The organism is Buchnera aphidicola (Cinara kochiana kochiana), from assembly GCF_900698905.1.
Classification (GTDB): Bacteria; Pseudomonadota; Gammaproteobacteria; order Enterobacterales; family Enterobacteriaceae; genus Buchnera_F; species Buchnera_F aphidicola_W.
Genome location: NZ_LR217707.1, coordinates 43,890 through 69,024, shown reverse-complemented (window position 1 = coordinate 69,024; position 25,135 = coordinate 43,890). Strand labels below are relative to the sequence as shown.

25 protein-coding genes, 2 tRNA genes and 1 other RNA gene are annotated in these 25,135 nt (G+C 23.4%); 10 read left to right on the top strand and 18 right to left on the bottom strand.

The genetic code is table 11. From position 1 onward, the window contains the following. The first annotated feature begins 69 nt into the window (after nt 1–69). Entirely contained in the window at nt 70–945 is an 876-nt protein-coding gene (gene dapA, locus BUCIKOCA2762_RS00320) for a 4-hydroxy-tetrahydrodipicolinate synthase (RefSeq protein WP_154028313.1), read from the top strand. A gap of 211 nt (nt 946–1,156) precedes the next feature. Here dapA and dapE read toward each other — a convergent pair whose 3' ends face one another. The 4 genes from dapE to BUCIKOCA2762_RS00300 all read right to left on the bottom strand — a co-directional run bounded on the left by dapE (nt 1,157) and on the right by BUCIKOCA2762_RS00300 (nt 6,884). Then, nucleotides 1,157–2,287, bottom strand: a complete 1,131-nt coding sequence (gene dapE, locus BUCIKOCA2762_RS00315) for a succinyl-diaminopimelate desuccinylase (protein ID WP_154028311.1) — start codon at nt 2,285–2,287, stop codon at nt 1,157–1,159. A 109-nt stretch (nt 2,288–2,396) separates the two neighbouring features. Next, entirely contained in the window at nt 2,397–4,391 is a 1,995-nt protein-coding gene (tkt, locus tag BUCIKOCA2762_RS00310; RefSeq protein ID WP_154028309.1) for a transketolase, read from the bottom strand. A gap of 69 nt (nt 4,392–4,460) precedes the next feature. After that, complete coding sequence (tal, locus tag BUCIKOCA2762_RS00305) at nt 4,461–5,417, bottom strand: transaldolase (RefSeq protein WP_154028307.1); 957 nt, start codon at nt 5,415–5,417, stop codon at nt 4,461–4,463. Nucleotides 5,418–5,666: 249 nt separating this feature from the next. Next, nucleotides 5,667–6,884, bottom strand: a complete 1,218-nt coding sequence (locus BUCIKOCA2762_RS00300; RefSeq protein WP_154028305.1) for a beta-ketoacyl synthase N-terminal-like domain-containing protein — start codon at nt 6,882–6,884, stop codon at nt 5,667–5,669. 246 nt (nt 6,885–7,130) lie between these two features. Between BUCIKOCA2762_RS00300 and rsmI the strand changes: the two genes are divergently transcribed. Next, nucleotides 7,131–7,967, top strand: a complete 837-nt coding sequence (gene rsmI, locus BUCIKOCA2762_RS00295) for a 16S rRNA (cytidine(1402)-2'-O)-methyltransferase (RefSeq protein ID WP_154028303.1) — start codon at nt 7,131–7,133, stop codon at nt 7,965–7,967. Then, an RNA gene (rnpB, locus tag BUCIKOCA2762_RS00290) (RNase P RNA component class A) lies at nt 7,966–8,331 on the top strand. Before rsmI ends, rnpB begins: the two co-directional genes overlap by 2 nt. Nucleotides 8,332–8,345: 14 nt before the next feature. On the opposite strand, the gene BUCIKOCA2762_RS00285 is transcribed toward rnpB, so the two are convergent. Beyond that, nucleotides 8,346–9,701, bottom strand: coding sequence for a metallopeptidase TldD-related protein (locus tag BUCIKOCA2762_RS00285; RefSeq protein ID WP_172598347.1), 1,356 nt, complete (start codon nt 9,699–9,701; stop codon nt 8,346–8,348). A gap of 249 nt (nt 9,702–9,950) precedes the next feature. On the opposite strand from BUCIKOCA2762_RS00285, the gene ppa reads away from it, so the two are divergent. The 3 genes from ppa (at nt 9,951) to rpmG (ending at nt 10,973) form a co-directional block, all read left to right on the top strand. Continuing rightward, entirely contained in the window at nt 9,951–10,496 is a 546-nt protein-coding gene (gene ppa, locus BUCIKOCA2762_RS00280; RefSeq protein WP_154028299.1) for an inorganic diphosphatase, read from the top strand. Nucleotides 10,497–10,571: 75 nt separating this feature from the next. After that, nucleotides 10,572–10,793 carry a 50S ribosomal protein L28 gene (gene rpmB / locus BUCIKOCA2762_RS00275; RefSeq protein ID WP_154028297.1) on the top strand — a complete coding sequence of 74 codons (222 nt, stop codon included), beginning with the start codon at nt 10,572–10,574 and terminating at the stop codon, nt 10,791–10,793. Between the two features lie 12 nt (nt 10,794–10,805). After that, complete coding sequence (gene rpmG, locus BUCIKOCA2762_RS00270) at nt 10,806–10,973, top strand: 50S ribosomal protein L33 (RefSeq protein WP_154028295.1); 168 nt, start codon at nt 10,806–10,808, stop codon at nt 10,971–10,973. 178 nt (nt 10,974–11,151) lie between these two features. On the opposite strand, the gene BUCIKOCA2762_RS00265 is transcribed toward rpmG, so the two are convergent. From BUCIKOCA2762_RS00265 to fliF, 11 genes are all read right to left on the bottom strand, one after another. Beyond that, nucleotides 11,152–11,883, bottom strand: a complete 732-nt coding sequence (locus tag BUCIKOCA2762_RS00265; RefSeq protein WP_172598346.1) for a flagellar biosynthetic protein FliR — start codon at nt 11,881–11,883, stop codon at nt 11,152–11,154. 65 nt (nt 11,884–11,948) lie between these two features. Then, nucleotides 11,949–12,215, bottom strand: coding sequence for a flagellar biosynthetic protein FliQ (locus BUCIKOCA2762_RS00260; protein WP_154028291.1), 267 nt, complete (start codon nt 12,213–12,215; stop codon nt 11,949–11,951). Between the two features lie 39 nt (nt 12,216–12,254). Continuing rightward, nucleotides 12,255–12,989, bottom strand: a complete 735-nt coding sequence (fliP, locus tag BUCIKOCA2762_RS00255) for a flagellar type III secretion system pore protein FliP (protein ID WP_154028289.1) — start codon at nt 12,987–12,989, stop codon at nt 12,255–12,257. 6 nt (nt 12,990–12,995) lie between these two features. Then, complete coding sequence (locus BUCIKOCA2762_RS00250) at nt 12,996–13,394, bottom strand: hypothetical protein (protein WP_154028287.1); 399 nt, start codon at nt 13,392–13,394, stop codon at nt 12,996–12,998. Between the two features lie 34 nt (nt 13,395–13,428). Then, nucleotides 13,429–13,737 (bottom strand): flagellar motor switch protein FliN, encoded by a 309-nt coding sequence (gene fliN / locus BUCIKOCA2762_RS00245; protein ID WP_154028285.1) that lies wholly within the window; start codon nt 13,735–13,737, stop codon nt 13,429–13,431. Between the two features lie 210 nt (nt 13,738–13,947). Continuing rightward, nucleotides 13,948–14,580 (bottom strand): hypothetical protein, encoded by a 633-nt coding sequence (locus BUCIKOCA2762_RS00240; RefSeq protein ID WP_154028283.1) that lies wholly within the window; start codon nt 14,578–14,580, stop codon nt 13,948–13,950. Between the two features lie 110 nt (nt 14,581–14,690). Continuing rightward, a complete protein-coding gene (locus BUCIKOCA2762_RS00235; protein WP_154028281.1) occupies nt 14,691–14,918 on the bottom strand; it encodes a hypothetical protein in 228 nt (75 codons plus the stop codon). A gap of 244 nt (nt 14,919–15,162) precedes the next feature. Continuing rightward, on the bottom strand, nt 15,163–16,539 hold the full coding sequence (locus BUCIKOCA2762_RS00230; protein ID WP_154028279.1) for a FliI/YscN family ATPase: 1,377 nt from the start codon (nt 16,537–16,539) through the stop codon (nt 15,163–15,165). A gap of 6 nt (nt 16,540–16,545) precedes the next feature. Further along, nucleotides 16,546–17,226, bottom strand: a complete 681-nt coding sequence (locus tag BUCIKOCA2762_RS00225; protein WP_154028277.1) for a FliH/SctL family protein — start codon at nt 17,224–17,226, stop codon at nt 16,546–16,548. A 9-nt stretch (nt 17,227–17,235) separates the two neighbouring features. After that, nucleotides 17,236–18,216, bottom strand: coding sequence for a FliG C-terminal domain-containing protein (locus BUCIKOCA2762_RS00220; RefSeq protein ID WP_154028275.1), 981 nt, complete (start codon nt 18,214–18,216; stop codon nt 17,236–17,238). Then, entirely contained in the window at nt 18,213–19,901 is a 1,689-nt protein-coding gene (gene fliF / locus BUCIKOCA2762_RS00215) for a flagellar basal-body MS-ring/collar protein FliF (protein ID WP_154028273.1), read from the bottom strand. Before fliF ends, BUCIKOCA2762_RS00220 begins: the two co-directional genes overlap by 4 nt. Before the next feature lie 170 nt (nt 19,902–20,071). On the opposite strand from fliF, the gene BUCIKOCA2762_RS00210 reads away from it, so the two are divergent. Further along, on the top strand, nt 20,072–20,350 hold the full coding sequence (locus tag BUCIKOCA2762_RS00210; RefSeq protein ID WP_154028271.1) for a hypothetical protein: 279 nt from the start codon (nt 20,072–20,074) through the stop codon (nt 20,348–20,350). Between the two features lie 242 nt (nt 20,351–20,592). Here the strand turns inward: BUCIKOCA2762_RS00210 and gltX are convergent, their stop codons facing one another. Further along, the gene (gene gltX / locus BUCIKOCA2762_RS00205) at nt 20,593–22,008 is read right to left on the bottom strand and encodes a glutamate--tRNA ligase (RefSeq protein WP_154028269.1); all 1,416 of its coding nucleotides are present in this window, start codon (nt 22,006–22,008) and stop codon (nt 20,593–20,595) included. 120 nt (nt 22,009–22,128) lie between these two features. On the opposite strand from gltX, the gene BUCIKOCA2762_RS00200 reads away from it, so the two are divergent. Continuing rightward, nucleotides 22,129–22,201 (top strand) — tRNA-Val (locus tag BUCIKOCA2762_RS00200). A gap of 8 nt (nt 22,202–22,209) precedes the next feature. Continuing rightward, a tRNA-Lys gene (locus BUCIKOCA2762_RS00195) sits at nt 22,210–22,282 on the top strand. A 45-nt stretch (nt 22,283–22,327) separates the two neighbouring features. Here the strand turns inward: BUCIKOCA2762_RS00195 and ligA are convergent. Further along, on the bottom strand, nt 22,328–24,100 hold the full coding sequence (gene ligA / locus BUCIKOCA2762_RS00190; protein WP_154028267.1) for an NAD-dependent DNA ligase LigA: 1,773 nt from the start codon (nt 24,098–24,100) through the stop codon (nt 22,328–22,330). Between the two features lie 429 nt (nt 24,101–24,529). On the opposite strand from ligA, the gene BUCIKOCA2762_RS00185 reads away from it, so the two are divergent. Next, nucleotides 24,530–24,973, top strand: coding sequence for a hypothetical protein (locus BUCIKOCA2762_RS00185; protein WP_154028265.1), 444 nt, complete (start codon nt 24,530–24,532; stop codon nt 24,971–24,973). Nucleotides 24,974–25,135 lie beyond the last annotated feature (162 nt).

Sequence of the window (25,135 nt, the reverse complement as noted above, 5' to 3'; positions counted from 1 at the left end):
ATTTGAATTACTCAACAATATTAATTGTATTTAAATACATATATTCTTGTTTGCACAAGGAATCAAAAAATGTTTAAAGGAAGTATGGTTGCTCTTATTACACCGATGGATGATAAAGGAAATATTTGCAAAAAAAGTTTAAAAAAAATAATTAATTATCATATCCGCAATAAAACCAATGCAATAGTTTCTGTAGGAACGACCGGAGAGTCAGCCACATTAACCCAAAAAGAACACACCAATGTAATTATGAATACTTTAGAATTTGTAGATGAACAAATACCTGTAATAGCTGGTACTGGATCTAATGCTACTTCTGAAAGCATTATATTAACTAAAAAACTTGAAAAATCTGGTATTTCAGGTTGTTTAAATGTTACTCCTTATTATAATCGACCTACACAACAAGGATTATATCTACACTTTAAAGCTATTTCTGAAAGTACCTATTTACCGCAAATACTATATAATGTTCCCAATCGAACAGGATGTAATTTATTACCAGAAACAATTGCTCAACTATCAAAATATAAAAATATAATTGGGTTAAAAGATGCTTCAGGAGATTTATCTAGAATCCATAAAATTAAACAATTAGTAGGAAACGATTTTCTCTTGATTAGTGGAGACGATACAACGGCTTTAGATTTTATTCAGCTTGGGGGGATCGGAGTTATTTCAGTAACAGCAAATATTGCAGCAAACTATATGACAAAAATGTGTAAATTAGCATTAAAAGGAGATTTTAATAAGGCCAGACAAATAAATAAAAAATTAAATACTCTCCATCATCTTTTATTCAAAGAAACAAATCCAATACCTATAAAATGGGCAGCGAAATATATCGGTTTAATAGAATCAGATACATTAAGGTTACCTATGACACCGTTATTACAAAAAAATCAACATATTTTAAAAAAAATTATTAATTCAATTAATTTATAGTGTACTCTATATATAAAATATATTTTACTTTGATAACATGTTAACAAAATTACCCCCATATAAATATAGAATTTAATAATAATTATTCATAAAAACAATAATATATTACTATTATACAGTAATATATTATATTTTATGCAATGATAAATGATCGTTATCATTGCATAAACATTATATAAAATTAATTTATAAAATATATTATATATAAAAATTATAAAAATAATCTACTTAATAAGTCAAAATAAATATTTTGTAATGTAAATAAATCTTTAATACTAATACATTCATTTACTTGATGAATAGTAGCATTTAATAAACCAAATTCTACCATTTGATTAGCGACATTTATCATAAATCGACCATCAGAAGTGCCGCCATTTGTTTTAATAGCAGGATTTACATTAGTAAAACGATATATACTTTTAGTTACAATATCACAAAAAACATCAGGTGAGAAAAAAAACGGTTTAGCATAACAAGTCCAATGAATAGAATATCGTATGAAATATTTCTTAAGTAAGCTTTTAATTACATGTATAATATTTCTTTCTGTTGACAAAGGACTAAATCTTACATTCAAAGAAATACTTAAATCTCCAGGAATCATATTAGTTACATAATTTTTTCCTGAAGATACTTTTAAAATTTGTAATGTAGTTGGTATAAAAAAATCATTGCCGTTATCAAAAGATAATGTGGACAGTTCAGCTAAAAAAGGTACTGATATGTGAATTGGATTTATAGATAATTCCGGATATGCTGCATGACCTTGTTTACCATATATTATTAAATCAATTGATAATGAACCTCGACGACCATTTTTAATACAATCACCTAATTTTTTTTCACTAGTCGGTTCTCCAACTAAACAGTAATCAATTATTTCTTTACGTTTTTTTAATAAAGAAATTACTTTTTTAATACCATTTTTTCCTGTAGATTCTTCATCTGAAGTAATTAAAAATGATATACGGCCATAATGATTAGGATTTTTTTTAATAAAATTTTCTACAGCTATTACCATAGCAGCTATTGAACCTTTCATATCTGCTACGCCTCTACCAAATAAAACACCATTTTTTATGGTAGACAAAAATGGTGATGTATTCCAATCAAGTATATTTCCTGCAGGTACTACATCAGTATGTCCTAAAAAAGTAATAGTTTTTCCATATCCTCGCCATGCCCAAAAATTATTGGTATCATTCAAATTTATTCTTTCAACATAAAAACCACACAATTGTAATCTTTTTATTAAAATTTCTTGACAACCAAGATCTTTCGGGCTAATTGATGGTATATTAACTAATTTTTGCGTCAAATTTACTACTTTAGTACACATATCATGCCCTAATATTATCTTATATAATCAAAAATTATAATTTTAGTAAAAATAATTTTAAAAAACATAAAAAATTCAAATAAATGAAACAAAAATTATTATTTTTTTATTAACTAAAAAAATACTTTTTAATACGAGCTACTATTTTATTTGCTATAAAACCAAATATTTCAAATACTCTGTTACCAGGTCCAGACTCACCAAAAGAATCAATACCGATTCTCAAACCATTAATTCCTACATATTTATACCAATATTCGCTAGTACCTGCTTCAATAGATACTCGATTTACAATTTTGATAGGCAAAACAGAATCACGATACATTTTATCTTGATTGTCAAAGCAATCAGTAGAAACCATAGACACTACCCTAGTATGATAACCTAATTTATATAATTCTTTAGCAACATCAATCGCCAACGGTACTTCTGATCCAGTTGCAATAATAATTAAATTAATTATTTTTCCATATTCCCTTAAAATATATCCACCTTTAAAAATATTTTTTATTTGATCATCTGTTCTAGAAAATTGAACTATATTTTGACGAGATAATATTAAAGAGGTAGGACCATTCTTTCTACTAAGTCCGTAGTACCAAGATACTGCAGTTTCAACAGAATCGCATGGTCTCCAAACACTTAAGTTGGGTATATATCTTAATGTAGAAATATGTTCAACTGGTTGATGAGTAGGACCGTCTTCTCCTAAACCAATGGAATCGTGTGTGTAGATAAAAATTTGTCGTGTTTTCATTAATGCAGCCATTCGTATAGCATTACGAGCATAATCTACGAAAACTAAAAAAGTAGCAGTATAGGGAATAAATCCACCATGGTGATATATTCCGTTTGCTATTGCTGTCATGCCAAATTCTCTTACTCCATAATGAATATAGTTTCCGGATTTATTTGCGTGTATAGCTTTAGATCCAGACCAAACAGTTAAATTGCTAGGAGCTAAATCAGCAGAACCGCCAATTAATTCTGGTAAAAATGACCCAAATTTTTCTAAAATATTTTGTGAAGCTTCACGCGTCGAAATATTTTTCGGTGAATTATTTAATTTTAATAAAAATTTTTGTAATTTACTGTATAATTCATCGGGTAATTGTTGTTTAAATCGACGCATATATTCTGAAGATAATTCTGGATATTCTATAGAATACTTTTTAAATAAACTATTCCATGATGCTTCTGCTAATTCTCCTGAACGACTTGCATTCCACGCAGAATATATATGTTCAGGAATAAAAAACGGAGGATAATTCCATTTTAATTGTTTACGAGTTAAAGAAATTTCTACTTCACCTAAAGGTGCGCCATGAGCGCTGGATTTACCGGATTTATTAGGAGCACCAAATCCAATAACTGTATTACAAATTATTAATGATGGTTTCTTTAAATTATTTTTAGCAATATTTATCGCGCAAATTATTTCTTCTGGATTATGACCATTGACTTCTATTACATGCCAGTTATATGATAAAAACCGTTTTTTAGTATCATCAGTAAACCATCCAGATATTTCACCATCAATAGAAATACCGTTTTTATCATAAAAAACAACTAATTTACCTAAATTCCAAGTACCTGCTAATGAACATACTTCATGAGAAATACCTTCCATTAAACATCCATCACCAACAAATACCCATGTATAATGGTCAATAATATTAAAATTATTTCTATTAAAATATTGTGACAATAATTTTTCAGCAATAGCCATACCAACGCTAGAAGCTAATCCTTGGCCTAAAGGACCAGTAGTAATTTCTACGCCAGGAGTACAACCAACTTCAGGGTGTCCGGGAGTTTTAGAAAAACATTGTCGAAAATTTTTTAAATCATCTATAGATATATTATATCCCGATAAATGCAGTAAACTATATAATAACATAGAAGCATGACCGTTAGATAAAACAAAACGATCTCTGTTTTGCCATAGCGGATTATTAGGATTGTGTTTTAAAAAATCACGCCATAATACTTCAGCAATATCAGCCATACCCATAGGAGCTCCAGGATGACCTGATTGTGCTTTCTGAATAGCATCAATACTCAAAATTCGAATAGCATTCGATAACTCTCGTCGAAACAACATGTATATTCCCTTTATAAAATAATTCTTTTAAAATATTAAAACTCATTATTTAAATATAATTTTTCAAAATTATAGAGTATGTAATAAAAATTTTTCTAATTTTATTTGATCACAACTAAATTGTCGAATACCTTCAGATAATTTTTCTACAGCCATTGCGTCTTGGTTATGTAAAAATCTAAATTCAGATTCCGATAATGGAATCGGTTGATCTACTACGGTGACGATTTTTGTAGCATCTAATTTTCTAGCAAAACTAAAATTTTGCGTTTTTAATTGCTCTAACAAGTCAGGAGATATAGTAATACGATCACATCCCGATAATTCTAAAATTTGCTCTATTCGTCTAAAACTTGCTCCCATAATAATAGTTTGATACATATGTTTTTTATAATATTTAAAAATTTTTTTTACAGCTAAAACACCCGGATCAGTAACAGCGTCATATGAAGAATCTAAACAAAATTTTTTATACCAATCATAAATTCGCCCAACAAATGGAGAAATTAAAAATACATTAGCTTCCGCACAAGCACGAGCTTGAGCAAAAGAAAATAGTAAAGTTAAATTACATAAAATTCCTAATTTATTTAGTTGATAAGCTGCTTGAATACATTCCCATGTTGCCGCTAACTTAATAAGTACACGAGAAACATCAACTCCGTGAATACGATATAAATCAATTAATTTAATTGATTTTTGTATACATTGTTCAGTATTAAAAGATAATCGTGCATCAATCTCAGTAGAAATATATCCAGGAATATACTTTAAAATTTCTGCACCAAATCCAACAGAAACCATATCACTAGCATTTTGTATTTTTTGTGATATCGAACCACCCATTTTTTTAGCATACTGAACGGCATTATTAACGATGAAATCATATTTTTTTGATAAAACACTTTTTAAAATTAATGTTGGATTAGTAGTAGCATCCTGAGGCTTATATCTAGTAATGCATTCTATATCTCCGCTATCAACTACTACAGTAGTATATTTTCTTAACCGTTCTAATTGATTCATATATAAAACCTTATAATATAAAAAATTAAAAATAAAATTATATTTAATATATTTATTAATATTAATATTAATATTATATAAAAATAACTTTTATTATTATACTTACAAACATATTATAGAAAATATTTAAAATAATATAAATATATTTAATTCATGAATATCATTTCAGATATATCAAATTACTAAATTTATTTTTATAAGAGAAACAACGAGCATATATACATGAATAAAAAAATTCAAAATAATCATCTATTTATAAAATTTTTTAATTACTAAGCTAGCATTAGTGCCCCCAAAACCAAAACTATTAGAAATAGCCATATTAATAACAGTATTTATAGGTTTTGTAACAATATTCATATTGTACGCAATAGGATCTAAAGAATCTATATTTATACTAGGAGCAATAAAGTTATATTTAATCATTAACATAGTATATATTATTTCTTGAACTCCAGAAGCTCCTAATGAATGACCGGTAATTGATTTAGTAGATGATATATAAGGAATACTAAAACCATTAAAAACTTTTTTTATAGCATCTAATTCCTTAATATCGCCAATTTTAGTAGAAGTACCGTGAGCATTAATATAATCAATAGAATCTTTAACATTTTTTGTAGCATAATTCATACAACGTACAAAACCATCTCCTGACGGATGTACCATACTATAACCATCACAAGTAGCTCCATAGCCAATTATTTCAGCATATATCCTGGCATTTCGTGATAAAGCAAAACTTAACTCCTCTAAAATAACAACTCCTCCGCCTCCAGAAATAACAAATCCGTCACGATTTTTATCAAATGCGCGAGAAGAACATTCAGGTGTTTTATTAAATCTTATAGATAAAACTCTCATAGCATCAAATTGACGCGCTAACTCTATGCTCAATTCTTCTCCACCACCTGCAAAAATAATGTCCTGTTTACCCGAAGAAATTAATTCATATGCGTTACCAATACAATGTGCAGAAGTAGAACAAGCAGAATTAATAGAATAATTAATACCATAAATCTTAAAAAAAGTACCTAAACAAGCTGAAATAGAAGAAGGCATATTTTTAATGGCAGAATACGGGCTAATTTTATTACCATTATTTTTTTTATTTTTAAAAAAATATGTGTGTAGTTTAGCAGCTCCACTACCAGATCCCATGATAATACCCACTCTAGGATTTTTCATATATATATCAGGATGTAATTTACTATCCTTAATAGCATCTTGTAAAGATAAATAAGAATATATCGATTCTAAATTCATAAATCGTAAAAAATTTTTAGGTATTTGATTGATTCTTCTAGACGATACTTCTCCCCACACATTACTATGTAAACCATATTCTTTCATTTTTTTAGAAAAAATTATTCCTGAAATACCTTCTTTTAATAATTTTACAATATTTTTTGTAGTAGTGCCAATACTTGAAACAATTCCAAAACCAGTAATAACTGTTCTTTTCAATTATTATTATCCTTAATAAAACCCTTAATCAATATATTAAAATAATTATTTTTATATTATTAAATAATTTAAACCATTGAATAAATTTATCATATAAAATAAAAATTTTATAATTTAATTAAAAAAACTGTATTTATATATCAATAAAATTATTTACTAAAAATTATTATCTAGTATATTATTTATTATAATTTATAATTAATAATATAAGGAATCATTAATTTTTATGTATAAAAAAAAAATAATATTGGTTTACTATATATCGTACCAACACCAATAGGAAATCTATTAGATATAACTTATAGATCTATTAATATTTTAAAAAAAGTAGATTTTATTATAACTGAAAACATTAAACATACATTAATTTTATTAAATCACTTTTCTATTGTAAATAAATTACTATCTTTAAATACTATTAATGAAAAAAAAAAAACTAACCAATATATTAATATTTTAAAAAATGGTAATAATATTGCAATTGTGTCTAAAGCCGGCACTCCAATTATTAATGATCCCGGATATATACTCGTCAAATACGCATATCGTAATAATATTCGTGTAGTACCTCTACCCGGAGCTTGCGCAGCTATTACAGCTCTTTGTGCTGCAGGATTAAAAGCTAATCAATTTTGTTATGAAGGATTTTTACCAAATAAAAAAAAAAAATGTGAAAAAAAAATATATTCTTTACGTAAAGAAAATCGAACAATAATTTTATATGAATCTCCCAAACGATTAGTGCATACAATTCAATTAATAAAAAAAAATATGGGTGTTACACGAAAAATAACAATTGCTAGAGAAATAACCAAAAAATGGGAAAATATACAAAAAGGAACAGCTGAACAATTATTATTAATAATTAATGACGATATATATTGGAAAAAAGGAGAAATAACTATTATTATTAATGGAGCTAAAAAAAATAACAAAAATATTATATCTTCGCGAATATTAAAAATTTTTAATATAATAAAAAAAGAAACTAGTAATACTACAGCAATAAAAATTACTAAAAAAATATGTAGACTTAATAAAAATGTTCTTTATAATAAAATAATTAAAAAAAATATTTTATGAAGTTGATTGAACAGTCACTGTAACAATAATTATTGCACACAGAGGAAAGTCCGGGCTCCATAGGGTATGGTGCCAGGTAACACCTGGGAAGAGCAATCTTACGACTAGTGCAACAGAAAATAAACTACCTATTACAATATAATTATATATAATTTTAATAGGAAAAGGTGAAATGGTGCGGTAAAAGCGCACCGCAAAATTGGTAACAATTTCGGCACGGTAAACTTCCACCAGGAGCAAGGTCAAGAAGGAGAATGTGACCCGCATATTACTCCGGGTAGACTGCTTGTGAATTAATAAGTGATTATTAATCTAGATAAATGACTGTTTTAAACAGAACCCGGCTTATAAATCAACTTCATAATATATAATAATTTATTAAAATCCAGAAATTTGTATTTTATCTATTAACAAAGAGGAACATTGAATTTTATTTTTTAGATTTATATCATCAGCCATACAAACAATATTTTTCCATATATCCAATAAATTACCTGAAATAGTTATTTCATGAACAGGATATTGTATTTTTCCCTTTTCTATCCAAAAACCACATGCACCACTTGAATACTCTCCGGTCATGATATTAAAACCATCACCTAGTAATTCAGTTACAAAAAATCCCTGATACATAGAATGTATAATGTCATCAAATGATTTTAAAAATTTAGTATTAGCTGATGCTGATACTAACCAATTATATGCTGCTCCAGCATGTCCAGTATTATACATATTTAAACGATTAGATGAATATGTATCCAATAACCACGTTTTTAAAATACCGTTCTTTATAATCTTTCTCGTAACAGTCGCTACACCTTCATTATCAAATAAACTAGATGATAAACCTTTATTTAAAAAAGGATTTTCAAAAATATTTAACCAATTAGGAAAAATCTTTTTGCCTAAATAATTTAACAAAAATGTTGATTTATTATATACAACATGTCCATTAATTGCGCTCATTAAACAAAAAAATAACTCATAAGAAATATCTGAACTAAAGATAATAGGAGAAACTTGTGTAGATATCTTTTTTGAGTTTAATTTTGCAATACTTTTCCTAGCACTATTCTGCCCGACAAATATTGGATCGTCCAAATCATTAAAATCTCTTGAAACAGTATAACTAAAATCTTTTTCCATCGAATTATGATCACGAGCTACAACACAACTAGATAAACAATTATACGTAGATAACTGATGTCCTATCCAGCCTAAACTATTTCCGATAACCTTTATATCAACAAAATATTCAAAAGCAGAACTGTCGGTATTAACAATCCTAGAATCGAAATTTAATGCTGCAGAATCTGCTATATTGACTAAATCATTAATTTCATTTATACTGAAAGATTGAGGAAAAAATAAATTTATTTTTTTGTCATTACAGTATAATAAATTTGCATGAGGTAAACCGATAAATTGATCTTTAGTGACATATTGAGATAAATAAATTGATTTGTCAATAGATTTACATATTCCTGCAATAGACGCATCACTAGATTCTACCGAGTATTGTTTGTGATTATTGTATGTAGTAACTGCACTATTAATATAATTAAACAATTCGATATTATCTGTACTTCCATATCGATTTGATACAATTAAACAATATGTTTTTTTTATTTTAACAATACTATTATATTTATTTTTATTTAAATAAAATATTATTTGTTGCATATTATGTAATAAAACATTTAAATCTTTTTCTACATCATTAAAAAATAACATTTTAATGCACCTTAAGTCGATACAAACCTGTAAAATATACAACATACACATAAAATTCATAAATCAATTCAATAAATATACAAGTACATTTATCTATATATTGAGATATTACTAATTAATAAATTTTAATTATTTCTATACTGACAATCATATTAATATATGGTTATTTAATAATATCAATATTAAATAATAAATTATTTTATATAATAATTTATTATTATAACTATCTATATTTACAAATATAAAAAAATGAAAAATTCTATTCAAATACCTACAGGAAAAAATGCTCCTGATGATATATACGGAATTATAGAAATTCCTGCATTTTCTAGTCCTATAAAATATGAACTGCATAAATCATTTCAAATGTTATATGTTGATAGATTCATACCTACTAATATGTTTTATCCTTGTAATTACGGATTTATTAACCATACCTTATCATTAGACGGAGACCCATTAGACATTTTGATACCAAGTCCATATCCACTGCAACCTAAATCTATCATTCGCTGTCGTCCTATAGGATTATTAGATATGCAAGATGAATCAGGGATGGATAAAAAAATAATTGCTGTACCGCATACTAAAATTACACAAGAATATACTAATATTCATGATATTCATCAATTATCGCAATTGTTAAAAAAACAAATTATTCATTTTTTTGAAAATTATAAAAAACTAGAAAAAAATAAATCAGTTATAATAAACGGATGGAAAGATGTCGAATATGCAAAATTAGAAATAATAAATTCTATTAATAGATATAAAAATACATGTTGTAATAAATAACAATTAAAATTTATAAATTTAAAAATTTTATAAATTTATAAAAATAATTCTATACAATTAAACGGAATAATCACTATGCCTAAAATATGTCAAATTACTAAAAAAAAATCTATGTTAGGTCAAAATAGATCACATGCTATGAATGCTACTAAAAGAAAATTTTCGTTAAATATACAATATCATTCCTTCTGGTTACCAAATAAAAAGAAAAAAATAAAAATACGTATATCATCAAAAGGATTGAGAATGATAAACAAATTTGGAATTGAAAAAATATACAAAAAATACATTATATAAATAAGAGAAAATATGGCTAAAAATAATAGAATTAAAATAAAATTAATTTCATCTAGTGGAAGTAAACACTACTATACCACTACTAAAAACAAAAGAAATCAAGTTAATAAATTAAAAATAAAAAAATACGATCCAATTATTAGAAAACATGTTTTATACGAAGAAAAAAAAATTAAATAATACTTATTATTGAGTAAGTACTCTGTTTACACCTATACATAATTACCGGAGATCTACTATAAGATCTCCAATAAAATGATATAAACTAATATTTGATGTTTAAAAATAATATACACGATAATCATGTATATTATTACAATTAAGTCCTGAAAAACTAATATATATAAGATAAATAATCTTACGAATAATTAAACAATTTAAATATATACATTTTTAAGTAATAAAATAAATAATCCAGCAATGTTTTACTAAGTCCATAAAACTGACAAACAAAATATTTCAATAAAATCATGCCAACAACAAAAATAATAATCGGAAAAGAAGAAAATAAAGATGTATTAGGTACTAATCGATTTAATAGCACGCATGCTATAAATAAAATTAAAAAAAAAAACAAAAGTGGTAAAACACAATATACTCCGTTTAAAAAAATAAGACTAGAAAAATTGATAATAGATAAAAAAGTATTTTTATGTATAGGTACATTATATAATGGAAATATATAAAAACTTTTTATTAACAAAATAATTAATTTTAAGTGACCATTATATATGAAAAACACAAATAAAAAAAAAATATTTAACAAATGTGAAAGAACTAAAGAATAAATTTTGTGACCTAAATCAAAAAATGTAGAAAATGATAAACCAATCTGGGCGCTAAGAACTTCTCCTGCTAAAATTATACTAGAAAATAAACATTGAAACAACAGCCCTATCACCATTCCTATTAAAATTTGGTTACATAAAATTATAAAAAATTCTATGTCATAATGATTGATGTGATAACCAAATATAAAAGGTTCTAATAAACGACTAATTAAATATACTAAAAAAAACTTAATAGATAAATCATAATTAATATGGCTAAATATCTTAGAGCATATCAAAGTCGCGAAAATACGCGACATTATTAATATAATTTTACCATTCATACCAAAAATATATTTGTAAAGTAAATTATTCATCATGTTTATTAGTTCATAATTGATATTATATGAAAAATATTTTCTATATATTCTATAGTGAGTCGTAGCATCCAGGGTCCAAACAAAATACAAGATAAAATCATTGATATGATCTTAGGTATAAACGATAATGTCTGTTCATTTATTTGTACTGATGTTTGAAATATACTCATTAATATACCACTTAATAAAGTAGACAACAAACACGGCGCAGATACAAATAATGCAAATTTAATAGAATCTTGAAATAATGTAATTAAAAATTCTTGACTCATAATAATAACCGTCTTAATTAATAATCAAAAAATAAGTTTTTACACAAAGAAGCTTTTTGAAAGAGATATAATTAATAATCTCCAACCATCTGATAAAACAAATAAAATTAATTTTAACGGCAAAGAAATTGTAGAAGGTGGAACCATCATCATACCTAAAGACATTAAAACGCTGGCAACTACTAAATCAACAATTAAAAAAGGTAAAAAAATTGTAAAACCAATTTGGAAAGCAGTTTTTAATTCGCTAATCATAAATGCTGGTAATAAAACTTGAATAGGTACTTCACTACAATATGTTTTAGGTGATACTTTAGCTAATCGTAAAAATACAGAAAGATCAGATTTTCTAGTTTGTTTTAACATAAATTCATGAAATGGTTTTATACCATTCTGTAGAGCTACGTCTAAATTAATTTCATGTTTGCATAACGGTACAATTGCTATATTAGATACTTTTTTAAACACCGGAGACATAATAAATAACGTTAAAAATAATGACAAACCAACAAGTATTTGATTAGGAGGAGAATAAGGCGTTCCTAATGCTGTTCTTAAAAAACTAAACACAAGAATAATACGAGTAAAACATGTCATCATTAATAATAAAGCGGGAATTACACTCAATACAGTTAATATTATTGATGATTGAACAGAAAAATTAAATATATCAAGTCCATTATTAATTATATTGCCTATATTATTATTCGGCATATTAGTCAATAAAAAAACTGGAACAATAGATAAACAAGAAATTATGCTCTTATGTAACATGTTACCTCACTTAAACCAAAATATTATTGATTTTAATAAATTTAATGATTTAGTATACAATGAACATTTTTTTTGTTGTTGCAATACATTTTCACTAAGAGGTGGTAGTTCTTGTATTACATGAACTTTTTTTAACGTAACATTCAGTAATAATCTAATCTTTTCAACAGTTAATATACAAATATAATTATTAGCGTTTAAATAAATTTTATCACTGATATAACTAATATTATTAAAACCTGAGTAAAATAATCTTATTTTTTTTATTAAAAAAAATAAAATAAAAATAAATAAAGTAATATACATAAATATATTTCCATTATTTTGATTATAAAAATAATGAATCATGTTTTTATTAGATTTAATATATATTAAACTGAATTGCATATAACTGTTTAATTTCATAAATTTTCCACATGATTAAAATCTATATTATAAATTATTTGTGTAATAATTTTATTATACGAACACCATATTTTTCATTATGCACAACTAATTCTCCTAACGCAATTAAACAATTATTAACAAAAATGTTTAATGGTTTACCTACTGTATCCTCTAATTCTAATATAGATCCGCGTGATAACTGTAATAATTCACAAATAGTAATTTCGTTTTTCCCTAATTCTATTGTAATAGATACAGGAATAGACATAATAGACAAATTATGTATCATAGAATAATCTATTATTTTTTTTTTAAAATCTTTATTTTGTATTTCTTGATTTATAACTTCTGTTGTATCCACAAAATTTTTTATTACCTTATAAAATAAGATTATTTAATATTCATATTATTTAATTACTTTGTAATTTATCATATTTCTAATATATAATACAGAATCTTTAAAAATAATTAAACAAATTTTTCATATATAATTACTATTATATATAAATAATATTATCTTTAAAATAAATTATTAATATATATTCATTATATTATAACATTAAAAATATTTCTATCTATAAAATTTTTCTACAATATGATAAGGAATATATATTTTTAATAAAAAAACACGATCATTTAAATATATTTTATATATAAAACATATATAAGGTAGATTAACAAATCGTCTATATATTGAACTATTTAATTCAATAAATTTACAATTATTAATGATTGACATTGAAATATTTTTAAAAAAAGTTTTATTACAAATAAAAAAAATTTTTTGCAGTAAAACGTCTAAAATATTTATTTCATTAATTGTTAAATCATTATTGTTAAAATATTCATGTGCATTATCATTAAAATTTCCAAACAAACAATTAATAAAAATCAAGAATAAATCTTTGGTAATTAAAATTAAACATTTATCAGTATAACCTGTTAAAAAAAATTGCTTACCAATATATTTGATATATACACTTTTATCTTGTCTGTCATGATAGTCAATACAGCTATACAAAAATTTTATTGTTATACAACAAGAAAAAAATTTACTAAATTTTTTATTAAACAGTAAAATAAAATCATAAAAAAATTTTTCAAAAAATGAATTTTGTTTTTTAAAAATAAAATTCATAAAATTTATATGATTTAATTTCTTATAATTATTTTTATTAAACCAAAAATTAGATCGTTCAGACATAGTTTATAACTTATTTCTATGATAAATATAAATATATTATATCATGTATTATGATTTTACATATATAATATCACTATTATATATTATAAATAAATAAATTATCAATTCTTTTATTTATTTATATATAAAATATTATAATTATTTAAACACACGACGTTATCTTCACGTTGATCCATTAATATATTTTTTCTTAAAATACAATTTTTCATACGTAATTCTAATTTTTTCCATTGCTCTAACTTAGAATATAATTTATTTTGTACTAATAGTCTTTTTTTTAGTTTTTTTTTAAAATAGTCCAACCAAACATTTTGCTGCATAATAAATTTTTGCAACATCAGTATAAAATTCATAAATAATTGAATTATATGTGGCGAAATACCATTAAAAAAATTTTTATGTAATAAAAAATTATACTTATTTTTATATTTTTTTAATTGAAATAAATATTGTTGTACTTTTATTTGTTTATTTTTATAGTATGTAATATGATAGATATTCTTTTTAATATCTATTTCTATTTTTTTTTAATTACTCTTATACGAGAAACATTCAATATCATACATATCTCCATTTTATTAGCTAAATATTTTGTAATAATTTTATTAATTCTGATATCGATTGTGTATACGTACAACATTCTAAAAATTTTTGTTGCAAAAATTTTTCTAAAATTGGCCAAATCTTTATAGAATTATCTAATAACTTATTTGTACCAGCTGAATAAACGCCTAAATTAATCAGATCATGATGACGATAATAACATGAAATTAATTTTTTTAAATATATAGAATTTTTATAATGATTACGATCTACAATAGAATGCATTGACCGACTAATAGATTTTTCAATATCAATAGCGGGATAATGACCAGCTTCTGATAATACATTAGATAAAATAATATGACCGTCTAATACAGATTTTGCAATATCTAAAATAGGATCATTATATTCATCTCCTTCAGTAAGTACCGTATAAAAAGCAGTAATAGATCCTAATCCATTATCATTAATATTACCTGTACGTTCAATTAAATATGGAATATTTGAAAAGATGGAAGCAGGATAACCTTTTAATACTGGAATTTCATGCATGGCATTTGACATTTCTCGATATGCCATAGCGTATCGCGTTAATGAATCAACTATTAATAAAACATGATTATTTTTTTTACAAAAATCTTCCGCAATAGATGTTGCGTACTGAACAGATTGAATCTTTAAAATAGGAGAAACATCAGCAGGAGAAACAATAACTACCGATTTTTTCAAACTATGAGCGCCTAAAACATTATCAATAAATTCTTTTACTTCTCTACCTCTTTCACCGACTAAAGATACTACAATGATATCAGCATCAGTATACCTAGATATCATTCCAAGTAACATACTTTTCCCAATACCAGGTTGTGAAAATATACCCATTCTTTGACCTCTACCAACAGTTAACAAACTATTAATAGCTCGCACACCAGTATCTAAAATATCTGTGATCGGAAATCTTTGTAATGGATTAATAGATGATTTAAAAAAATTAAATGATTTTTTTTTTGACTGAATATTTCCTAAATTATCCAAAGGGTGGCCAAAACTATCTAATACTCGTCCTAATAATTTATATCCAAACGGAAATCTAGAATATTTAATAACGTTACTTGTTACACTATATTGTGAAAAAACTTTCGCTCCTGGGAAAATACCATCTAAATTATGCATAGGCACTAAAAAAACAATTTTTTCTTTAAAACCTATGATTTTACATATAATACCTGATAATACGTCTTTGTATATTCGTTCTACCCAACAAAAATTTCCAATAGGTAAATATACTCCAGTTGCTTCAATAATTAAATTATTTACACTTAATACTCGACCATATGAAATATCATGAGAAAAAAAGGATATTTTTTTTTCAAATTCATTAATTTTGTTGAACCAAGTGTTTAATAAAAAATTCATATATCCTTAATCCGATAAATTTGCTGCATCATTAATTCGATCCCAAAAAGACGATATAGAAGCATCTACTTCTCCATCAGCGGTAACAATACGATAACTATTAATATCTATTTTATCGTCACTAATAACAATCCAATTATATTTATTCATTAAAACACCAAAATTTTTTATTATTAGTTTATAATCACTAGGGTGTACATGTAGTTGAAGTTTATTGAATATAAATTTCGATTGTTCTGTTAGCTTTTGAATTCTTTTTAATAAATAATTTTTATTAATTACAAAAATATCATTTACTAAAATTTTCGAAATATGTAATACAATTTTCATTAATCGTGTTGAAAACACATTATTAAAATTGTTTATAGCAATTTTAAATTTTTTTAATAGATCTGCATATTGTATTTGTATACATCTTGTTGCATTTTTTAATAAAAAATCACGAGAATAATGAAAACCTTGTGTCCATCCACTAAAATATCCTTTTTTATATCCATCAACCAAACCTTGTTGATATCCTTCTTTATAAATTTTTAAATAAATAGGAGTATTTTTTTTTTTAAAAAGATCAGAAAATAATAACGTTTTGTATTTTAAAATATCTGATTCTTTAAATACATTATAAGTTTTATTTGATTTTTTTGGCGTACACTTTTTCCATAAATTATTATTTATAATATTTTTCATATAACATGCCTATACTTGTCGAATGATGATTTTATCATCTCGTATAAAATTTTTAATATTTTGAAGTAATAAAGTTTTTTTTAAATATATTAAATTATCAGAAACTGATTGATTTGATAAATTAGTTTTTTTAAAATACTTATATTTTTCATGCGACATATTAGAAATAAATTTATTTTTTAAAGAATCATGTATATGATTTAAAACAATACATAAATGATCCAAATCTGTATTATTAATAATAAATTCAATACTGTGATCATCAATATTTATTATATCTTTAAATTTAAAATTTTTACTAATGATTTTATTTAAAATATTTCTATGCGGAGTTTTTATTTTACTAACAAACTGTACAATATCATCAAATTTAAAATAAGACAAAATATTAACTACTTGATTAATTCTTTGCGCTTCTAAAGAGAAAGATTGCTTCATATATAAAAAATGACGAATAATTTTATTTAATTCCATAAATCCTAAATAATGTATTTTTTTACAATTCACCATCTTTTTTAAAATATCTAATCTTTTTTTTTCATTAAAAAATGATAATATCTTTATAGATAAGATTTGATTTATATGAAGCAACAATACTGAAATAATATTTAAATTCTCATTTTGAATGAAGAAAAAAATATTTTCTGCACCTAATTGTTCTAACATAGTTATATTGTGTAAAAAGTCATTTTTTATAAAACTTTTTTTTAATAATTTATATGATTTATCTGAATCAACCGTATTCTCTATAATTTGCGATATACGTGTCTTGATATCAAAATTAGCAATTTTATTTTTTTTTAATAAATCATAAAATTCATAAATTACAGTATCGATATACTGTACAAAATTATCATTTAACAAAAGCATTGCATCTATAAAAACACTAATTTCTGAATTATTAAAACACTTCAAGACAGCGGCCGATTGTTGTATATCCATAGATATCAATAATAAAGCGCTTTTTTGTATACCATTTAAACAATTCATTTTTTATTTATCCAATAACGTATAATTTTTTCAACAATTTTTGGATTTTTATTTAAAAAATTATTTTTTACGAAAAAATTACCTTCATTTAAAGTATTATGTTTTTTTAAATTTAATTTGTTTATATTTTTATTAAAATTATTTTTTGATATTTCATCTATGTTAGTTGATGCTTTTAAAAAATTTTTTTTATTATCATTAATTCTATTATCCTTAATAAATAAGAAAAAAAATAAAATAATAATTAATATTACTAATAAAATTACCAATAAACTATATAAATTAAGATTCATATGCATACAACCATCTTTATTATACAAATAAGCATCTGAAGTAGTAAACATACTATTAATTATATTTATACAATCACCGCGGCTGTCAGAAAAATTTATCACTGATTTAACTAATTTTTCTATATTCTTTAATTCATGTGCAGATAGAGGTAAAAATGTACCTACATCATTTTTTTTATAATTTATTAATACAGTTATTTTTAAATGCCGAATATCCGAATTCCTAAAACCAGGAAAAAAAACAGTATCATTAAAATACATTGTATTCGAATCATTTAAATTTTTTTTCGTATTATCAACAGATTTCATCTTATGCGATACAATAGAATGATCTACACAAATAAATTGTTGATTAAGTAAAAAATTATTTACCAAATATTTCGTAATAAATGATTTAGAAAAAAAATTCAGACTAGACGATTTTAAAAATGATTGTGTTAATGAATTTTTTAAATTATCGTGTTGATTTTTATGTGGGATAATATTTGAAATATTTCCTAATTTTTTTTTTGAATCAGAAGTTTCCTTTAAATGGTCTATATTGGGATTATGTGCGTTATCATTATTAGGATCTACTCCTGCGGTAACACGTACCATTACATTTTTTGAACCATATATAGGTACTAATAATTCAGCAATATGATCAGCAAAATATTGCTCTAAAATGTTAATTTTTGTATATTGGTTTGTTTTAAAAAATTTACCGTGATTTAATGTAAATTTATTTAATATATTTCCCAATTGATTAACAACAACAATATGATCAGCTGATAAATCCGGTATACTACCTGATACTAGCAAAGTAATTGCGTCTATTTGTTCGGAACTTAATTGCGTATTAGGAAATAAAGTTAAAATTATAGATGCAGACGGAATAACGTGTATATCTCTAAAAAAATCAGTATCTTGCTTACAAACCAAGTGTACCCGAGCATGTTGAATTGGAAATATATTTTCTAAAGTTTTAGATAACTCACCCTCTAATCCGCGATTATAATTAATATGTTCATGAAATTGACTAATACCAAATTTTTCCTTATCCAATAACTCAAAACCATCAGTTTTTTTTTTAATATCCTGATTATTTAATAAAGAAAAATGCAATTCATTAACTTTATCTTTTGGAACTAATAAAGTTTTATAAGAATTACAAAACTGATATGGTATATCCATATCTTGTAATTTTGACGTAATCCATTGACCATCTACATCAGATAAATTATCATATAATACTACATAATTAACTCTATTAAACCAAAAAAAAATAGTACATATAGTAAAAAAGATAACACAAACAGTAAAAATGATAAATTTTAATCGATGTGATATATAATTTAAAAAATAATACCAATATTTTTTAATTTTAGAAAATAATATATTTATAATATCCATGATTTTTCCTATTTAATAATTGTGATATAACAATATAATTATTAATTAATTAAATATTATAAAAATTAATATTTTAATAATTTAAAAGTATTTAAATATAAAATAATATAGTATATATATACAATATATAAAACATATTAATAATATATATCTAAACCAGGATAAACATTATGAAAATAAATCCATCATCAAAAAAAATAATAAAACCAACAATACATCCAATACAAAAAAATAAAAAAAAATATATAAATTTTTTTCCAATATGTCATTATAAATTAGAAAAATTTGTTGCCATTAAAGATATTAAAAAAAATAATACAAAAACTATACATACTAATCTAAAAAAAGAAAAAATAAATTCAATAAATCAAAAAAAAATAAAAATATTAATTAAACTACACGAAAAATTAATCAATACATATGAAGAAATCATGAATATACAAATTTAAATATAATAAATATTGTATTTACAATACTATAACATTTAATTAATATCATTTATTAAGCTCAATAATCATTTTTTATATAATTTACATATTAAAATAAACAAATTTTATATATAAAATAATATACAATATTTTATAAAAATATTGTATATTATTAATATAATATACAATATTTTACTAGATTATATCTTAATAAAAATATTAATATATTAAAAATTAATTTTTATTATTAATAATCATTTTAATTATATTAATATATATGATTGCATATACTTTATTAAATTATTTATTCGTAACAAAAACTTATTTTTTCCTATATAAAAGATTATAGTAGAAATATTCGGTGTATTTTTTCTACCAGCAATACCAATTCTGATTAAAGTGGCTATATTTTTAAAACAAACATTAAATTTTTTTGTTAATTGTTTTAATAGCAACAAAATATCTGACTTATACCAGCAAGTCAATAAAAAAAATTTTTTATACAAAAATTTTAATATTTTTATATTAATAGAGTTACAATAAGTTTGAATATTATCTACATTAGATAAATTAATATCTTTATATAAATATAAATATGAAGAAATAAATTCTTCTAATGTATTGTGATGACATAAAAATTCTTTTAATAAATTCTGAATATCAATACTTTCATCTAAAAAGATTTTATTACTTTTACAATATGTAAAAAAATACGAATTTATAGTTTCTGTCGATAAATTATTTAAATAATAGTGATTTAACCACAAAAGTCTTTTATCATTTATCATACTAGGTGATTTACTAATATTTTCCATATTAAATAAATTTTGCATCTCATTTATAGAAAAAATTTCTTGATCTTTGTAAGACCACCCTAATCGTAATATATAATTTAATATTGCTTCAGGAATAAATCCTTCTCTGATATAACTAGTAATACTTTTAGATTTATTTCGCTTAGATAATTTAACACCGGAATCATCTAAAATCATTGATACATGTGCATATAACGGAATTGGTGCACATAATGAATTTAATAAATTAATTTGTCTGGGAGTATTATTAATATGATCTTCTCCTCGAATAACATGAGTAATATTCATTTTCCAATCGTCTATAACCACACAAAAGTTATATGTTGGCATACCATTGGATCGTTGAATAATAAAATCATCTAATTCATAATTAGATATGCATATTAATCCTCGAATCATATCAGTAAATTGTACAAAACCATTTATGGGATTTTTAAAACGTACAACAAACGGTATGTTTGATTTTTTTAATAAAGCACAATATTCTCTACATTGTCTATCATATCGTGGTTTTTGTTTATTTAAAATTTGATTTTTTCTTAATTTATCTAAACGTTCTTGTGAGCAATAACATTTATATGCAATACCTTTTTTTAACATAAATAATATTATATTTTTATATATATTCAGACGATTACTTTGATAAAAAGGTCCTTCATCCCAATTCAATTTTAAATAACTTAATCCATATAAAATATCCTGTACGTAATTATCATTGACTCTTTTTACATCAGTATCTTCGATGCGTAAAACAAATGAGCCGTTATATTTTCTAGCAAATAACCATGAATATAACGCAGTTCGTGCACCACCTATATGCAAACAACCAGTAGGACTAGGAGAAAATCTAGTTTTAACTTTCATAAAATACTCATAAATAAAAAAAAATTAATATAATTGTATATTTTTTAACCAAATAAACATATATATGCAAAATATATATTGACTCATAATATATCTGTTCTACAATAGTATTGTAATCAAGGGTGATTAGCTCAGTTGGTAGAGCTTCTCCTTTACACGGAGAAGGTCGGCGGTTCGAAACCGTCATCACCCAAAATAAACGGGTCGTTAGCTCAGTCGGTAGAGCAGTTGACTTTTAATCAATTGGTCGCAGGTTCAAATCCTGCACGACCCATAAAACTAAACAACTATAATAAAAATAATTTTCTATTAGTTATTTTTATTCAGAAATATGAAAAATATTTAATATATTTATCAATTTTAATATAATATCAATATTATTCTTATTTTTTATAAATTTGATGATTGAATGAGAAATATTGACACCAATACCTTTAATCCCTGATAATATAAAAAAATTGGTATCTAGAAAACTATTTATAGATTTATAATAATTAGCCAAAATTTTAGAAATAGAAACACCAACATCTAGAATGCCTAATGAACAAATAAATTGATCTAAACGAACATTTTTGGAATAACTAATATTATTGATAATTTTATACGATAATTTCTTACCTATTCCTGGTATAGATTGTAATTTATCTACCGTTAACATAAAAAAATCTATTGGAGTAAATAAATAACCGTGATTTATTAATTTAATAATATTTTTTTTACCCAAACCTTTTATGTATATTCCAAATTTTGAAGCAAAATAAATTAATCGTTGTAAATTCTGAGCTGGACATAAAAAACTAGACGGACAATATAAAGAAATATGATTAGATGAATGCAATAATAAAGAATTACAAGATGAACAATGTAAAGGAAAAATAATTTTTTTTACTAATTTATCTCTTTTGTTTATTAAAACATTTCGAATTTTAGGAATAACATCTCCTGCACGATATACTGTGACATAATCATTAATACAGATATTTAATTTTTTAATCATACTAATGTTATGTAAAGATGCTTTACTAATGATAACTCCTGAAATATTAACAGGAATAAAATGAGCAACAGGGGTAATTATACCCGTCCTACCTATTTGAAATGATACATCTATAATTTTCGTTTCTACATCTAAAGAAAAAAATTTCACAGCAATGGCCCATCTTGGATATTTTTCTGCATAACCTATTTTTTTTTGCAAAACCACAGAATCTATTTTTATAACTATACCATCTATTTCAAAATCTAATTTTGATCTATTATAATAAATTTTATTATAAAATTTAATAATATCTTTTGTTGCACTACACACTAAATAATCTCTGTGTATAGAAAAACCCCATTTTTTAATTTGAGTTAATCGTTCATCATGACTATAAGTTTTTTTATCAGATATAAACGCACCACATCCATACACAAAAAACATTAATTTTCTCTGTTTAACAATATCAGGATTTAATTGTCGTAAAGAACCAGCAGCAGCATTTCGAGAATTTGAAAATATTTTTTTATTTCTTGAAATAGCAAGTTGATTTAAAGTAAAAAAATCAGATTTTTTTATAAATACTTCTCCGCGTATTTCTATCACTTTAGGAATATTATTTCCAATAAGTTTTTTAGGTATAGATGAAATTACATATATATTTCTTGTTATATCTTCTCCCACATATCCGTCTCCTCTTGTAGAGGCAGAAATTAATAGACCATTTTTATATAATAAATTTACAGCTAAACCATCAATTTTTAAATCACAATAATATTTAATATCATTAATATTATCAATATACTTTTTTATATATTGTTTAAAAAATTTAATATCAGATATATTATTAGTACTCTTTAAAGACAACATAGGGGTTTTATGTATACATTCAGAAAAAATATTTAATTTTTTTCCTCCAATTTGTTGTAATAATTTATTCGATTTATTAAAGGAATTTTTTATACCATATATTTTTTCCAATTGAATTAACTCAGTACATAATTGATCATAAATATCATCTGAAATTACAGGAGAATCTAAAGTATAATACATATAATTATGGTATCTTATTTGTGCACGTAATTTTGCAATTTTATTATAAAGAGATGTCATAATGTACGCCGCATATAATTATAAATAGTGATTATTACTCATAACGTAATAAAATACCTTTTATTACAATGACATATAATATAAATACATATATCATATCATTAAAAAAAGACAAAACAAAATATTTATTATATATCAATTCATAAAATATAAATTTTAAAAATAATTATATTAGCAAAAATTTCAATATCATTGAATTATTTAAAAATTTATAAAATTAATAATTCACCATTATAAAATTTTTTAATTCAAATGTTTTAATTCAAATATTAACTATTCATACAAATAAATAATCAAAATTAATAAATTCATAAATAAAAAAATAATTCTATGAATTAAAAAAAATAAATGTAATTATTAATATAAAAATTATATTTATGCTATAAATATAATAAATAACATTCCTATAAAAATAAAATATACATAATCATGAAAAAAAAAATATATATTGTATCCCCTACAACAGGAACTATTCAAAATATTTATGAAACAAAGAATTTTTCTATTTACATGCAGAAAATTATTATTAATTCAAAAAAAAATATAATTGTGTCTCCAATTAATGGAACAATAAAGAATAATTTTTTAAAAAAAATAAATTTTATCATTCAGTCTAATCCAGATATATGTATTTGTATTAAAAATAAAATTATTATACAAAAAAAAATAAAAAATAATATCATCCCTGTTAGTACCAATTGTCGTAATGTATGTGCAGGAGAAATCATTTTTGTACTATCTAATTTTAATCATAATAATCAATTTAACCATTATCAAACTACAATACAGATATCATGTAAAAAAAAAATCAATAAAATAAAAAAATCCTTATATCGAGTCCAAGCAGGAATTACCATTTTAACTTTAATTTGAATAACATTTAAATACTCAAAGAGTCCTATCATACTAAATAAACTTTTAACACTAATGAAATTAGTATCTAACATATATTTATATATATAATATTTTTTATTATTTTATCAGTTATATACAAGTAATAAAATATAGTTAAAATACATGTATGAAAATCTTCAT

Bases quoted from the DNA above. Each gene is read 5' to 3' on its own strand.
- tal (WP_154028307.1), bottom strand. From the start codon at position 5,417: ATGAATCAATTAGAACGGTTAAGAAAATATACTACTGTAGTAGTTGAT.
- tkt (WP_154028309.1), bottom strand. From the start codon at position 4,391: ATGTTGTTTCGACGAGAGTTATCGAATGCTATTCGAATTTTGAGTATT.
- BUCIKOCA2762_RS00220 (WP_154028275.1), bottom strand. From the start codon at position 18,216: ATGAATTGTTTAAATGGTATACAAAAAAGCGCTTTATTATTGATATCT.
- fliP (WP_154028289.1), bottom strand. From the start codon at position 12,989: ATGTTACATAAGAGCATAATTTCTTGTTTATCTATTGTTCCAGTTTTT.
- BUCIKOCA2762_RS00210 (WP_154028271.1), top strand. From the start codon at position 20,072: ATGAAAATAAATCCATCATCAAAAAAAATAATAAAACCAACAATACAT.
- BUCIKOCA2762_RS00240 (WP_154028283.1), bottom strand. From the start codon at position 14,580: ATGTCTGAACGATCTAATTTTTGGTTTAATAAAAATAATTATAAGAAA.
- BUCIKOCA2762_RS00230 (WP_154028279.1), bottom strand. From the start codon at position 16,539: ATGAATTTTTTATTAAACACTTGGTTCAACAAAATTAATGAATTTGAA.
- BUCIKOCA2762_RS00235 (WP_154028281.1), bottom strand. From the start codon at position 14,918: ATGTTGCAAAAATTTATTATGCAGCAAAATGTTTGGTTGGACTATTTT.
- rpmB (WP_154028297.1), top strand. From the start codon at position 10,572: ATGCCTAAAATATGTCAAATTACTAAAAAAAAATCTATGTTAGGTCAA.
- BUCIKOCA2762_RS00225 (WP_154028277.1), bottom strand. From the start codon at position 17,226: ATGAAAAATATTATAAATAATAATTTATGGAAAAAGTGTACGCCAAAA.
- BUCIKOCA2762_RS00250 (WP_154028287.1), bottom strand. From the start codon at position 13,394: ATGAAATTAAACAGTTATATGCAATTCAGTTTAATATATATTAAATCT.
- BUCIKOCA2762_RS00185 (WP_154028265.1), top strand. From the start codon at position 24,530: ATGAAAAAAAAAATATATATTGTATCCCCTACAACAGGAACTATTCAA.
- BUCIKOCA2762_RS00285 (WP_172598347.1), bottom strand. From the start codon at position 9,701: ATGTTATTTTTTAATGATGTAGAAAAAGATTTAAATGTTTTATTACAT.
- BUCIKOCA2762_RS00265 (WP_172598346.1), bottom strand. From the start codon at position 11,883: ATGTCGCGTATTTTCGCGACTTTGATATGCTCTAAGATATTTAGCCAT.
- BUCIKOCA2762_RS00260 (WP_154028291.1), bottom strand. From the start codon at position 12,215: ATGAGTCAAGAATTTTTAATTACATTATTTCAAGATTCTATTAAATTT.
- rpmG (WP_154028295.1), top strand. From the start codon at position 10,806: ATGGCTAAAAATAATAGAATTAAAATAAAATTAATTTCATCTAGTGGA.
- dapA (WP_154028313.1), top strand. From the start codon at position 70: ATGTTTAAAGGAAGTATGGTTGCTCTTATTACACCGATGGATGATAAA.
- fliF (WP_154028273.1), bottom strand. From the start codon at position 19,901: ATGGATATTATAAATATATTATTTTCTAAAATTAAAAAATATTGGTAT.
- ligA (WP_154028267.1), bottom strand. From the start codon at position 24,100: ATGACATCTCTTTATAATAAAATTGCAAAATTACGTGCACAAATAAGA.
- gltX (WP_154028269.1), bottom strand. From the start codon at position 22,008: ATGAAAGTTAAAACTAGATTTTCTCCTAGTCCTACTGGTTGTTTGCAT.
- dapE (WP_154028311.1), bottom strand. From the start codon at position 2,287: ATGTGTACTAAAGTAGTAAATTTGACGCAAAAATTAGTTAATATACCA.
- ppa (WP_154028299.1), top strand. From the start codon at position 9,951: ATGAAAAATTCTATTCAAATACCTACAGGAAAAAATGCTCCTGATGAT.